The sequence below is a fragment of the Streptococcus parasanguinis genome (assembly GCF_000963275.1).
Lineage (GTDB): Bacteria > Bacillota > Bacilli > Lactobacillales > Streptococcaceae > Streptococcus > Streptococcus parasanguinis_B.
Genome location: NZ_JYOW01000001.1, coordinates 1,479,567 through 1,493,211, shown reverse-complemented (window position 1 = coordinate 1,493,211; position 13,645 = coordinate 1,479,567). Strand labels below are relative to the sequence as shown.

Here is a 13,645-nt window from a genome sequence, read left to right as displayed (position 1 = left end):
AAAGGATTTGTTTTTTCACTATCATTGTATTCCTTTTAAGTAAAAATGCAAGCGATAACACTTAGAGAAATTGAAAAACGAATATTATTTTGCATTAGTTTGAATGGAAAAAAACTATTTTAAGATAAGTGAAGCGATTACTTTAGTAACAAAAAAATTTTTTGAGCTAATCATGTCAATTATGTACTTTATTTAAGCAAACTAATGACAAAATCTAAATGCAAAATCATCGATTAATCAATTCCTCAATTTCCTTTACCCCTTCAAACTCTCCAACACTTTCGAAAAGTTCTATAGCTCGTTTGAAATGTGTGTTGGCTAATCCTTTATCTTCCAAGGCTAAATAAATTTCCCCTAACCCTCTATAGCTACAAGCCTGAGAAATCACATCATCAGTCTCTAAAGATTGTTCCAGTGACAGATTCATGAATGTAAGAGCTTCATCAAGATTGTTTAATTTCAATCTCAAATAGCCTTGTTCGTAGTTATTTATAGCTTTCTTTAGATTATCATTGGGAAAATGCTCTTCAATTATCTTCTCTTCATCTTCAATGAGCTTTAAAGCCTTATGAAAATCACCCTGATCTCTGTAGATCATAGCTAATTGATGTAATCCAATGTGTTCATGTTCTTTGTCTTCATTTTGTTGAGCTAATAAAATGTATTTCTCAAAGATACGGGTACACGAGGCATAGTCTTTTTCTGCCAATAATAAATACCCCATCAGATTTAAAAGGCTAAAATCTGTACAGGTATCAATGGAAAAATCTTGTTCAACCAACTTTTTAGCTTCTGATGTTTTTCCCTCCAGAAACAAGTCCCAAGCCACATCAATTTTAGAAACCATCTATTTTCCCCCTTACCTATAAACAACCTTCATAAAATAAAATCACTCAATAAGAATATGCTAAATCCTATCTTTATAAATTTAATCCACTAGGCTAAAGTATAGCAAAAAGCCCAAATAACTACTATTTGGGCAAAATGTTACTTAGTTTCTTTTTAAACGAGCAATGAGTAACTTAATAAGAAAAGCTAGAACTACAAGTGCTACTACGCGTGATAATAGATAGAAAATAGAATAAACAAAATAGATTTGCATATCTGACACCTCCTAAATAAAAGAGATTAACCATCTTGTCCTCAATATTATTTTACTCCCGTTTGAAAGCGACGTCAAGCGTTATGATAAATAGTATCAACATCTAGAATGAAGTTAAAGCCTACAAAAAGCAAAATAAAACAATCTGTTTCATTTTGAAATCCTTTAACGATTGTAAAATATATCCTATTTTAGAAGAGGTACGTAAGAAGTTATCAATTTAGATAATGTCAAAGCAAGAGAGAAATATAATGAGTAAACATAAATACAATATTTTCTACATTTTTTAATATACTTTTATTAGTATAATTGGTAAAATCTTAATTAACAAAAATTATGTTTTATCTACTATCCCAATTACCTTACAACACAGGTTCATTGAATAGGATTAGATAACCAAAGCAATGTTGAAACGAATGGAGGGGGCTAATATTAAGAATTTAATAAGTGATCAAATGTCTAATAGACAAATTATCAAAGACTTTATTAGTAGTTTTATTAGTTCTTTAAGTGGAAAAGCTTTTAATTTTGCTTTAGGATTAATGTTACTGGACCAAACAAAATCCGCAATGAGTTTTGGAATCAATATGATCATCTATCCTTTAGTTAGTTTGATTTTCTTGGTTCCAATCGGTAATTTAGTAGACCGATACCGTCATAAAAAGATCTTAATTTATAATTTTATCTTTAGGCTTATAATCTTTCTTCTGTTTTATGCTTTTTATTTTTTAACGAATTCATCTACTATCTTATATCTAGTAATCCCGTTTGTCATATTCCACTCTATTACAGTTAACATCAATGATACTTGTTATTCAGCTTCTATCCACGAGTTAGTAAACGATAAAAAAATTCAACGATTAAGTTCTGTTACACAAACCGCCATCGCTATCGCAACCATGCTTTCCCCAGCTATTGGAGTCATTCTTTATAATTGGTTAGGCTTCTCAGGCTTTATTCTTATAGAAATCATTGCAAATATCCTTTCTTTAGGCGTCTTACTTACCATGAAATTCTTCTATGAACACGAAGTGAAAGAAGCTAAGATTAAACAGATTGAAAAGCATCAACATGGAGTCAAAGAAATTATCCAATTCTTAAAAGAAAATCAGATTGTCAAATATATTATTCTTGTTAGTGTTGTACTGAATTTTTTCTATACTTCCATTAGCATTGGAGTGCCATTTGTAGTCAAAGAGCAACTCTTATTAGATAATGCAACAGTAGGTATCCTAGAAACAATGTCTGCAGTTGGAATGTTATTAGCCAGTGTGTCTATGTCACTATTGCCAGACAAAAAAGAAAATAATACACTTCTCTCTAATAGAATTCGCATTCCACTTTTTCTTCTAACCATCGCAATCGTTGGTTTGGGTATTACATTTGCAACTACTAACACCCAAGTGATTATTTCTTCCGTTGGCGGTTTATTTATGGGAATTATCGCATTCACTCTTGTTATTCTAAATATTGTCGTCATGACCTATCTTCAAAGTAGCATTGAAACAAATTATTTAGGAAGAGTAATGAGTACTTTGTTCACACTAAATACGTCTATCATGCCGATAGGTACCATTGTATTTACTTATCTATTTCAAAAGGACATAAACGGAGGTCTTATATTCATATTTGGAGGTGTTTCTCTCCTGATCTATACCGTGATAATGTTACCTCGAATCTATAGAATACTCCAAAAAGAACACATTTATTGACATTGAAACAAAAGCAGTACTAAAACGTAAAACGAAAAAGACAAGGATAAAACACCTTGTCTTTTTTCAAAATATAAATGGACTGATTTATTTTGGATTCTATTTGTGATTTTGACATGCATCTATATAGGAAACCGTGATTTGCTTCCTCTTAATCATCAAGAATTTTCTCTTCGTGGTAGTTTCTGGGGATTTGTACTTGCATTATATCACTTACTATTCATTGATAAATTTGTTATCTCTAATCGGAAGTAAAACGATACTAGGTAAAAACTCAATTTCAGGAGAAAATAAAGTAAATCTCCCCACAATAAAACGCATAGTATCAAGGTTCTTCAAAACCTAATATTATGCGTTTTTTGATCCTAAAGACTTTTCCCTATTCTTGTTTATTTTGATGTATAGTCCAGATAAAGACAATTCAAATTAGATTACGTCTATCTATTTACTTACCTTTTATTTGCTTTAATTCCTTTATCTCTTTTAGAATACTAAAAATATAGAAACTAAATAGAACTACAAATAAAAAAGATAAAACAAAGAAACCAAACGGAAGTTTTCTTCCCATACCAGCTACTATTCCAAGGGATAAAATACCGATAGCCATTATGGAAATTATGAAGATAAACCACAAGTAAATCATGTAAAACTTATAAAGATAACAAAAGGACTTATTTTTTTGTTTAGGCTTATCCTTCCATTTTAAATAAAAGAAATAAGGTGTATTAATAATTAAAATAAATAAAAATCTCATCTCTAGCACAACTTTTTACTTTCTATTTTGGATTTCCCACAAGATCTCCCAACTTCCAAATACCAAGCCAAAAAGAAATTGTTAGCATGATAAAGAATGTGAGGAACATATTATCCACCAGATTTTTACTCATCAAGCATAGTTCTCTAGCTATGTAAGGAGACACGAGGAACAAAATGCACTGTACTATAGTAATTATTTTTTTCATGATTCATTTATAATACTGTCACATATGATACAGTATACTCCTTTCTAGGAAGAATTCTTATTATTCCTATCTTTATTATAGGCCTACAGCAATTTAGATTCAATTTTTAATATGTGAAAGTAGTTTCAGAATAATTTACAAAACAAAAATAAAGTACACTTTTTAAAGAATGTACTTTATGCTTCTAATTCAGTTGTATCAATGGTTTAGCTTTAGTTTAGTCAATTGTACATAAACTTTTAGTTTTCTTCAAAAAATAAAAATGAGTTCCAATTGTTAAAATGAATCAAGAAAATACAAAAACTTTCCGCCGTGAGAAAAGTGCTAGAAACACTATTGTTTCTAGCACTCGGGAGTTTTGGAACCTTAGGTCCAAAACTAAGTCATGGAACTTCTACGAAGTTCGCTGACGTCCGTGCTCACCTAAGGAAAGTTTTAAGAAGACTTTGTTACCAACATGACAAATGCTAGTTAGCATTGGTCATTTTTCTTTTTTGATAGCGTTGATAAGAATGGTAGAGTTTCAAAACGACAGATCCACTAGCCATCCCGATGGAGATCACCAAGGCCAGAATAACCACCAGGGTCACGCTGGTCACTGCCTGACGATATTGGCCACTGACAAAAAAGGAAGTAGTTCGATAGGAAATATATCCAGGAACCAAGGGCGCGAGAATGGACAACATAAAGACCACGACAGGCGTCTTGAGAATGATACTTAAAATCTGACTAATGCAGGATCCCACGATAGCGGCGATAAAGGTTGCTACGATAACATTGGTAGGGCCTTTTAGAATATAGTATAGTAGCCAGATGCCCATCCCTAAGATTCCTCCAGGAATCAGCATGGAGCGCTGCACATTTAGGACGATTAAAAAGGTGATGATGGCAATCAAACTGGCCACCGCTTGGATTAAAAATTCAGTTAAGTTCATGATTTTATTTCATAAGGACGAGGGCAACGGTTGTACCGGCACCAAGGGCAAGAGTAATGAGGAGAGTCTCAAAGAGTTTGCTCATCCCAGAGTTGAGGTGGTAATTCATGAGATCGCGGACAGCATTGGTCATAGCGATCCCAGGAACGAAGGGCATGACACAGCCTGCGATAATGAGATCGGTATTGGATGGAAAACCACTATAGCGCGTCCAGATATGGGCTAAAAAACCAAAGACAAAGGCGGCCGCAAAAGCAGTGGCAAAAGGAATGCGCACGTATTTATCAACGACAAGTGAAAAAGCAAAGGCAAAGACAGTTGCAATGCCCGCTCCAATGGCATCGTAGAAATTTCCTCCAAACATGATGGAGAAGAAAGGCGCACTGAGGGTTGCCGCAATGGTCAACTGGAGATTGGTATAAGGAACACGCTTTTTTTTCAACTCGCTCAGGGCCTGGTAAGCGTGCTCGAGATCCATCTCTCCAGAGACTAGTTGACGAGAGATCTGGTTGACATCACAGACCTTTTCGATATTGTAATTGGTCCGCAAGATCCGTTTCATGCGCGTGACATTGGCGTTCTCAATTGAAAAGAAAATAGCGACTGGCATCGCTAAAACATTGCAATCGACGATTCCCTGTGAATGGGCGATCCGGATCATGGTATCTTCGACCCGGTGAATCTCAGAACCGCTCTCTATAAGGAGGGTTCCAGCTAACATCAGGACGTCGATCACTTGGTTGATCTGTTTTGACTCTTCCATAATTTCCTTCTTACTAAATAATCTGTTTCTATTATAGCAAAAAAGGACGAGAGACAGAACTAAAATCTAACAATTCTAGTTTGTTTCTTGTCCTTATGAATTCATTTAGAATAGCTATTGTCTAGCCCTAAGATTCGTTAACTCGGGTGGTGGTGCTGCACGGTCGTATCCTGGACGAGAAGGGTTGCTAAAAAGATCAGTGCAATCAGAATAAAGAGCCAAATAATAGCGAAAATAAATGTTAAAAACATAGGATCACCCCTTCTATCTTATTTACAGCTCTACTATAACACTCGGAGGAAGCGCTGTCAAACTCTATATAGCGGGCTCTTAAACTCTTTCAAAATTCAGAATAATCTTGCGATGAGGATGAAAAAACCAGTCGGAAACGGCTGGTTTTTTCATCTATTTGAATCTTAGCTCAATGCATCATCCATTGAAAGAACTTCGTGGAAGACACGTTGTGTCAATTCAGTTTTTTGTTCTGGAGTGAGGTATTTCGTGTTTACACAGTATCCAGAGATACGAACGATAACGTCTTCACCTGACATGATCTTTTCGTAAACATCGTTCAAGTCCATAACGTTCAAGTTAACGTGTTGTCCACCGTTTTCGAAGTAACCATCAAGGATCGTTACCAAGTTATCAACTTGTTCGTCACGAGTCTTACCAAGAGCACGTGGTGAAACTTGAGTAGTGAGTGAGATACCATCAGCTGCATAACCAAAGTCAAGGCTAGCAAGTGAGTTCAAGTTTTGCAACCATCCACCTTTCGCTTTGTTAGATGGGTTAGCACCTGGCGAGAAGAATTCCAATTTAGACAAGTTTACAGAACCATCTTCGTTGAGGTATACCCCTTTGTGGACTGGAGAGTTACCAGTTTGTTTAGAGTATGCAACGTTAGAAGTGATGGTAAGAAGTGAAACAGTTGCTTCAGCGTTCTTGTAAAGTTTGTGGCTGCGAAGACGAGTAGTGTAAGCTTCGATCAACCATTCTGCCAATTCGTTTGAACGTGGGTCATCTTCACCCCAACGTGGGTATTCACCGATTGTTTCGTAATCGTAGATGTAGCCATTTTCATCACGGATTGGTTTAACAGTAGCGTACTTGATAGCTGACAATGTATCAACAGTGTTAGCGAATCCACAGATACCGAATCCCATGTTAGCGCGTTGGTGAGTTGGCAAGAAGGCCATTTGAACTGCTTCGTAGTTGTACTTATCAGTCATGTAGTGGATGATGTTCAAAGCATCTACATAAGTGTCAGTCAACCAGTCAAGAGATTTTTCGAAGTTTGCTTTAACAGATTCGAATTCAAGAACTTCGTCACGGATAGGATCGATATCAAATACTTTGTAGTCTTTATGAACATCGTCGTAACCACCGTTCAAACCAGTAAGAAGAGCTTTAAGCACGTTAACACGAGCACCGAAGTATTGGATGTTGTGGCGTTGTTCTTCGTTTTCTGGGTCAAGTGGAGATACACAACATGAGATACAGCTCATTTCACCGTATCCGTCTTTAGCCATTGTTGTCACACCTTCGTATTGGATAGAAGAGTGTTTGTGGCTCATGTGCATACAGTAGCGACGGAAGCTATATGGCAATTTATCAGTCCAAAGGACTGTCAAGTTTGGTTCTGGAGAGTTACCGATGTTGTCCAAAGTGTTCAAGAAACGGTAGTCCATCTTAGTAACACGGTGACGTCCGTCGTTACCCATACCAGCCATAGAAGTTGTGATGAAGGTTGGGTCACCTGAGTACAATTGGTCGTAAGCTTTTGTACGAGCAAATTTAACAGTACGCAATTTCATAACGAAATCGTCAACGAATTCTTGGATTTCTGATTCAGTGTAAGTACCACGAGCCAAGTCACGTTCAGCGTAGATATCCAAAACGATTGGCACACGTCCAAGAGAAGTAGCAGCACCGTTGATCACACGGCAGACAGCCATGAAGGCGATATTTGTCCATTGGATCGCTTCTTTTGTATCGAAGGCAGGACGACGTACGTCTACACCATAAAGGTCACCCAATTTAACAACTTCTTGAAGTGCTTGGTATTGAAGGTTTACTTCTTCACGAAGACGGATTGATTCTTCATCGATTTCAGTAATAGAGTTCCAGTCGTTTGCTTTTTCAGCCATCAAGTAGTCAGCACCGTAAAGAGCCAAACGAGCATAAACCCCGATGATACGTCCACGAGAGTAAGCATCTGGAAGACCAGTTACAGTGTGAGCGTGACGAGCACGACGGATGTTAGAAGTGTAAGCGCGGAAGATACCGTCGTTTACAGTTGTAACGTATTTTGTGAAGATTTCATGAACTGCAGGATCTGGTTCGTATCCATTTTCTTTCAAAGTAGTTTCCGCCATACGGATACCACCACGAGGCATAAAGTTCAATTTGAATAATTCATCATTTTGGATACCGAAGATCACTTCGTTTTCTTTATCGATATATCCAGCTGCGATATCAGCGATAGATGTTGGACGGTTATCGTATGGGAAACGAGTTTCTTCATAATGAGCTTTCGTTTCTTCAACAATTTTTTTGATGTGAAGAGAACGTTCAGTTGGACCAGCTAGGAAGCTTTCATCACCATCATATGGTGTGTAGTTAGCTTGAACGAAGCGAGAAACGCTTGCTTTTTCTTTCCAATCTTCACCTTTGAAGCCTTCCCAGGCTTTGTCAAAAATATCTTGTGCTTCAACGACTGTTTTAACAACCATTTTTATTTTCCTCTATTGTCTTTCTAGCAACTATATCTGTTGCACTTACAATAGTAGTATACCATACAGAAATCGGTTACACAAAGGCGAATTGCGAAAAACAACAGATTCTTTTGTAATACAGTTTCAAATCCTCTGCGATACTGTACTATATTTTTGAAAACAAGCACAGTTTTTCATCAATTTTCATGTTTTCTGGAGAGTCGATTTTTGCAATTCTGAAATTTTCTTCTTATAATAGAAAATAGGAGGGTGAAAAATGCTGATATTTCCATTGGTGAATGATACGAGTCGCAAGATTATTCATATTGATATGGATGCATTTTTTGCTGCCGTCGAAGAAAGAGATAACCCTAGTTTAAAGGGGAAGCCTGTCGTAATTGGCCAGGACCCTCGTCAATCAGGAGGGAGAGGTGTGGTCTCGACCTGTAACTATGAAGCACGGAAATATGGCATTCATTCGGCTATGAGTTCTAAAGAAGCGTTGGACCTTTGTCCCCACGCGATCTTTATCTCTGGAAATTATGAAAAATACCGAGAAGTGGGTGAGCAGGTTCGTGAGATTTTTAAGCGCTATACAGATCTGATCGAGCCTATGAGTATTGATGAAGCCTATCTAGATGTGACGGAAAATAAAATCCAGAGCAAATCAGCTGTCAAAATCGCTCGCTTGATTCAGCATGCGATCTGGGAAGAGCTACATCTCACAGCTTCAGCGGGTGTTTCTTATAATAAGTTTTTGGCCAAGATGGCAAGTGACTACCAAAAACCCCGTGGCCTAACGGTGGTCTTGCCGGAGGATGCCGAGGATTTCCTGAGCCAGATGGACATTGCCAAATTTCACGGGGTAGGAAAGAAGACACTGGAGCGACTGCATGAGATGGGTGTCTATACTGGTGCGGATCTTTTAGCCATCCCGGAGATGACCTTGATCGATCGGTTTGGACGCTTTGGCTATGATCTCTTCCGCAAGGCGCGAGGGATTCACAATAGCCCTGTCAAGAGCCATCGTATCCGCAAGTCGATCGGAAAAGAGCGGACCTACCGCAAGCTCCTTTATGCTGAAGATGATATTGTAGAAGAAATTGCCAATCTGTCCAGTAAGGTAGCCCAATCGCTGGAAAAACACGGCAAGCAAGGAAAGACCTTGGTTTTAAAAGTGCGCTATGGAGACTTCACCACCCTGACCAAGCGGATGACATTGACGGAGCCAACACGAGAGGCTGAGCGGATCAATCGTTCCGCTCGCCAAATTTTTCAAGAAATTGAATCGACAAATACTGGAATCCGCCTCTTGGGTGTCACCATGACCAATTTCGTCGATCATACTGAGCTGCCTTTGGTGGAAGAAAAAGAAAACGACTAGTTTGTGCACTAGTCGTATTTTTTGATGTCAAAAAAGGCTGCAATCTCTTCTTCAGTCAGTCCGATCATAGGAGAGATGGTGTGAAGATTGTCTTCTGTCAATCGATAGACAGTCGGTTCATCAGGCTCAGCCTTCCTTTCAACAGTCCCTTCCTTGCTTTGTGCGGATTCGACTGTAGCAGAAGCGGTGGCAACGGCTGAAGAAGAGTCTTTGGTCGCCTCGCCTCCGTCCAGGTCCTTGAAGCGCTCCACCAAGTAGGTCTTGCGCGCAGTACCGGTATTTTTAGTAGCGTAATCAAAGGCGCTGTATTCCCCTAAGAGGATCAGTTTGCTCTTGGAGCGCGTGATGGCAGTATAGATCAAATTACGTTGCAACATCCGGTGGCTTTGATTGGTAATGGGTAAAATCACTACCGGAAATTCGCTTCCTTGCGATTTGTGAATACTCATCGCATAGGCTAAGCGAATCTTGTACCATTCATTGCGCGGGTAGACGATTTCATTGCCATCAAATTGGATGGTCAATTCATCTTGCTTGGATTCTGTATATTTTCCTGGGAGAAGATCGGTGATGTAGCCGATATCTCCGTTAAAGACATTGCTTTCTGCATCATTAACCAGATGGATGACCTTATCTCCATCGCGGTATTGGCAGTCTGGCGAGTCAAAGACGACCTGATCTTTGACAGCTGGATTGAGAAGGTCTTGCATGAGCGTATTGATATTGTCAATGCCGGCTTGGCCCTTGTACATGGGTGCCAAGACTTGGATATCTCGAGCAGGGATTTGACTACGAAGGGCAGCAGAAGTGATTTGTTCGATCATCTTAGGGATGTGTTCGCTTCCGGCTTCGAAATAAGAGCGGTCGGCTTTTCGTTCTGTGAAATCTTGAGGAAGCTTGCCCTGGCGAATATCTCCTGCTAGTGAGACAATGGTCGAGTCCTCACTCTGACGGAAAATATGCTCGAGTTTGGTCTGAGGGATGCTTGGGATCTGCAAGAGATCAGCCAAGACCTGACCAGGGCTGACGGAAGGTAATTGGTCGGCATCTCCCACAATCAAGAGTTTGGTATCTGTTGCGATGTTGCTGAGTAATTGATTAGCCAGCCAGGTATCAACCATGGAAAATTCGTCCACAATGATGAAGTCTGCATCCAGATAGTCCTCTAAGTGGCTGGTGTCATCATCTCCTGTCATCCCCAAATGGCGGTGGATGGTGGCGCTCGGAAGTCCTGTCAGCTCATTCATGCGTCTAGCTGCCCGTCCTGTTGGGGCAGCCAAGAGGATCGGCAGGTCTTGTTTCTTCCGAAGATCCAGCTGGTGGAGTTGGGCATAGACACTGATCATCCCATTGATAACGGTAGTCTTTCCTGTCCCAGGACCCCCTGTGAGGATAAAGACCTTGTTTTGGATCGCTTGGTGAATCGCTTCTTTTTGAATCGCATCGTAGCGAATTCCCAGATCTTTTTCAACCGCCTCAATCGCCTGGTTGATTTTCTCAGGGTCAAATGAAGTCGACTTTCCTTTTTCCAATAATCGACCGATATGACTGCGAATCCCTTCCTCCGCAAAGAAGAGGCTGTTGTCAAAGATCTTGGTGTCCACGTTTTGGACCTTGTCTTCCTCGATGAGGCGTCCTAATTCTTGGGCGACAGTGGAAGGATCCAATTCTACTGGACGAGCGGATTCTAGAAGGTCAATGGTATAGCGCAGGAGGTCCTTGGCTTCGATAAAGGTATTTCCAGTCTCGATAGAGTAGCTAAAAAGGCTGTGGATCAGGCCCGCGCGGAAACGCTCAGGGGCGTCACTTGCAATCCCCAATTCTTCGGCTAGTTGGTCCGCGATTTTAAAGCCCATGCCTTGGATATCTTCCACCAATCGGTAGGGCTGTTGCTCCACGATCTGGAGGGTTTCTTCCTTGTAGAAATCCTGGATCTGAAAGGCCAATTTATTGGGAATGCCATAGTTGGCTAGTTGGGCGAGAATGCGCTCCGTTCCGTAATTCTGACGGAGTTTTTCCACAAAAGCCAGGCGGTTTTTCTTGGAGAGACCTGTGATTCCTTCTAATTTTTCAGGGGCCTCCAAAATTTTGTCAATGGTATCGTCCCCATAGAGGTCCACGATTTTTTGGGCTGTTTTGAGACCAATTCCTTTAAAGTGATCGCTGGAAAAATATTTCACCAAGCCCTTGCTAGAGGGTTTGGCACGTTCATAGCGACTGATTTTGAGCTGCTCTCCGTATTTAGGATGATGGACCAGCTCACCCCAGAAGGTGTAGTCTTCGCCTTCCATGATATCTGCCATGGTTCCTGTCACAATAATCTCAAAATCATCAAAATCTTCGGCATCGGTATCGCTGATGTCGAGCAAGAGGATTCGAAAAAAACTGCTAGGATTTTCAAAAATAATGCGCTCAATAGTACCAGAAAAATAATATTCCATCATTTCTTTCCTTTTTATGAAGCGAGGCTGGGACATACTTGTCTCAGCCTCAGTCTGTTAATCTATACTAATAAGTTTTGAAAGGGTAGATCGGCCAGAGTCTAAAGACGGCTTGCCCTTTGATTTGTTCTTTCTTGAAAGCTCCGACCTGACGGCTATCTTTTGAAACGATCCGGTCATCTCCAAGTAGGAGGTATTCATCGTCGAGCAACTTCAAGGTAAATTTAGGATTGCCATCCTTGTCTACTGTAAAAGCTTGGGCTGTATTGGCCAATTGGCGGAAGAGTTCTCCGTTTTCTTCGAAGCCTTTTCCAGTGTAGGTTGATTGCAATTTATCTTTTTTGAAACGAGCGATGTAGTCTTTCAAATAGGGCTCGTTGGTCTTTTTCCCATTGATGTAGAGGGTATCGTTGTCGTACTGGATAGTATCTCCAGGAAGACCGATGACCCGCTTGACGATGTCCTTGGTTTTGCCGTCGTCGTCTTTTTCATTGGCAACGACAATGTCGAAACGATCAATTGAGAGGTGGTTGACCACAAGGAGATACTCGCTATCTGCTAGGGTTGGATCCATCGAATGGCCGTCCACCTTGACCGGAGCCCAGAGGTAGATGCGAGAGGCGATAATGAGACCAACAATAATACTGAAGAGGCCCCATTCTTTAAGGAATCTCACCACTGGTGAGCTAGATGACTGTTTTGAACTTCTTTTTGACATAACTTATCTTTCTAGTAATTTCTTTGCTTTTTCTGTGTTTTTAAAATGGAGTTTGGCACAATAATCCAGAGCCTTCATCCCGTAGGTCTGAAGCAATTTAGCAGCGACTTGGTCTGACTTCGCTCCTGCTCCACTAGGGAGATTAAAGCCCAGTTCCTTGCCCAGATCTTCCAGATTTTGAAGGAAGAGATTGCGGGCGATGATGGAACTAACTGCAACCGCTAAATATTTGCTTTCTGCTTTTTCTTCCAACTCAATGGCTTGGGTGACCTGATTTTTTTCAGCTTTCACGTATTTTTGGTAGTTTTTAGCCGTCGTAAAGGCATCGATCACAATTCGCTCTGCTTGGACTCCTTTATTTAATAGAAGATAGATAGCCTGGTTGTGCAGGGCCACTTTGACCGAAACCGCATTGTAGCCAGAAGCAATGACTTCATTGTACTTCTTTGGAGACAATAAGAGTGCTTGGTGCTGGATGTTTTCCTCAAGGAGAGGAGCCAATTGCTGAATTTTTCGATCATCCAAGGTTTTTGAATCCCCCACACCGAGCTTTTTGAGCCAGTCGTGCTGGTCAGGTGTGACAAAGGATGCAACGACGGTGAGTCCACCAAAATAAGAGCCGTTTCCGACCTCGTCGGTTCCGATCATGGCTAAATCTTGTCCTGCAGATGAAGTAGTAGAACCTTTAGGGTTTCCAGCATCTTGCCCGAAAAAGGCCAAGTAAGGAGTAAGGTCATTGCCCTGAAGCAAGACTTTTCCAGACTTGTAGATCGAAACGGTCGCTCCCTCTAGTCGAAAGAAATAATCCATATGAGGGTTCTTGCTTTGAGAGAGAGAGTTGCGATAGGTATGGACAAAATCAAGGATTTGCTCCTGTGTTGGAGTGAGTGTCATACTTTCCATAACCACTATTG

The 13,645-nt window shown here is 40.1% G+C and carries 10 protein-coding genes; 2 read left to right on the top strand and 8 right to left on the bottom strand.

Annotation, left to right across the window (positions count from 1 at the left end):
- Nucleotides 1-226 precede the first annotated feature (226 nt).
- The gene (locus TZ97_RS07205; protein ID WP_045759876.1) at nt 227-847 is read right to left on the bottom strand and encodes a tetratricopeptide repeat protein; all 621 of its coding nucleotides are present in this window, start codon (nt 845-847) and stop codon (nt 227-229) included.
- 659 nt (nt 848-1,506) lie between these two features.
- Between TZ97_RS07205 and TZ97_RS07200 the strand changes: the two genes are divergently transcribed.
- Nucleotides 1,507-2,814 carry an MFS transporter gene (locus tag TZ97_RS07200; protein WP_045759875.1) on the top strand — a complete coding sequence of 436 codons (1,308 nt, stop codon included), beginning with the start codon at nt 1,507-1,509 and terminating at the stop codon, nt 2,812-2,814.
- 445 nt (nt 2,815-3,259) lie between these two features.
- On the opposite strand, the gene TZ97_RS10930 is transcribed toward TZ97_RS07200, so the two are convergent.
- From TZ97_RS10930 to pflB, 4 genes are all read right to left on the bottom strand, one after another.
- Entirely contained in the window at nt 3,260-3,568 is a 309-nt protein-coding gene (locus tag TZ97_RS10930) for a hypothetical protein (RefSeq protein WP_235287946.1), read from the bottom strand.
- A 675-nt stretch (nt 3,569-4,243) separates the two neighbouring features.
- The gene (locus tag TZ97_RS07190; RefSeq protein ID WP_031575574.1) at nt 4,244-4,711 is read right to left on the bottom strand and encodes a threonine/serine exporter family protein; all 468 of its coding nucleotides are present in this window, start codon (nt 4,709-4,711) and stop codon (nt 4,244-4,246) included.
- A 4-nt stretch (nt 4,712-4,715) separates the two neighbouring features.
- A complete protein-coding gene (locus TZ97_RS07185; RefSeq protein WP_045759874.1) occupies nt 4,716-5,474 on the bottom strand; it encodes a threonine/serine exporter family protein in 759 nt (252 codons plus the stop codon).
- A 416-nt stretch (nt 5,475-5,890) separates the two neighbouring features.
- Nucleotides 5,891-8,206, bottom strand: a complete 2,316-nt coding sequence (gene pflB, locus TZ97_RS07180) for a formate C-acetyltransferase (protein WP_045759873.1) — start codon at nt 8,204-8,206, stop codon at nt 5,891-5,893.
- A 259-nt stretch (nt 8,207-8,465) separates the two neighbouring features.
- Between pflB and dinB the strand changes: the two genes are divergently transcribed.
- The gene (gene dinB, locus TZ97_RS07175) at nt 8,466-9,572 is read left to right on the top strand and encodes a DNA polymerase IV (RefSeq protein ID WP_045759872.1); all 1,107 of its coding nucleotides are present in this window, start codon (nt 8,466-8,468) and stop codon (nt 9,570-9,572) included.
- Nucleotides 9,573-9,580: 8 nt separating this feature from the next.
- Here dinB and recD2 read toward each other — a convergent pair whose 3' ends face one another.
- The 3 genes from recD2 to rnhC form a co-directional block, all read right to left on the bottom strand.
- The gene (recD2, locus tag TZ97_RS07170; RefSeq protein ID WP_045759871.1) at nt 9,581-12,013 is read right to left on the bottom strand and encodes an SF1B family DNA helicase RecD2; all 2,433 of its coding nucleotides are present in this window, start codon (nt 12,011-12,013) and stop codon (nt 9,581-9,583) included.
- A 67-nt stretch (nt 12,014-12,080) separates the two neighbouring features.
- Nucleotides 12,081-12,731: a signal peptidase I gene (gene lepB, locus TZ97_RS07165; protein WP_003008799.1), complete on the bottom strand. Its 651-nt coding sequence runs from the start codon at nt 12,729-12,731 to the stop codon at nt 12,081-12,083.
- 3 nt (nt 12,732-12,734) lie between these two features.
- Nucleotides 12,735-13,634, bottom strand: coding sequence for a ribonuclease HIII (gene rnhC / locus TZ97_RS07160; protein WP_045759870.1), 900 nt, complete (start codon nt 13,632-13,634; stop codon nt 12,735-12,737).
- Between the last annotated feature and the right edge of the window lie 11 nt (nt 13,635-13,645).

Coding starts and splice junctions, on each gene's coding strand:
- TZ97_RS07205 (WP_045759876.1), bottom strand. CDS start 847: ATGGTTTCTAAAATTGATGTGGCTTGGGACTTGTTTCTGGAGGGAAAA.
- TZ97_RS07200 (WP_045759875.1), top strand. CDS start 1,507: ATGTTGAAACGAATGGAGGGGGCTAATATTAAGAATTTAATAAGTGAT.
- TZ97_RS10930 (WP_235287946.1), bottom strand. CDS start 3,568: ATGAGATTTTTATTTATTTTAATTATTAATACACCTTATTTCTTTTAT.
- TZ97_RS07190 (WP_031575574.1), bottom strand. CDS start 4,711: ATGAACTTAACTGAATTTTTAATCCAAGCGGTGGCCAGTTTGATTGCC.
- TZ97_RS07185 (WP_045759874.1), bottom strand. CDS start 5,474: ATGGAAGAGTCAAAACAGATCAACCAAGTGATCGACGTCCTGATGTTA.
- pflB (WP_045759873.1), bottom strand. CDS start 8,206: ATGGTTGTTAAAACAGTCGTTGAAGCACAAGATATTTTTGACAAAGCC.
- dinB (WP_045759872.1), top strand. CDS start 8,466: ATGCTGATATTTCCATTGGTGAATGATACGAGTCGCAAGATTATTCAT.
- recD2 (WP_045759871.1), bottom strand. CDS start 12,013: ATGGAATATTATTTTTCTGGTACTATTGAGCGCATTATTTTTGAAAAT.
- lepB (WP_003008799.1), bottom strand. CDS start 12,731: ATGTCAAAAAGAAGTTCAAAACAGTCATCTAGCTCACCAGTGGTGAGA.
- rnhC (WP_045759870.1), bottom strand. CDS start 13,634: ATGGAAAGTATGACACTCACTCCAACACAGGAGCAAATCCTTGATTTT.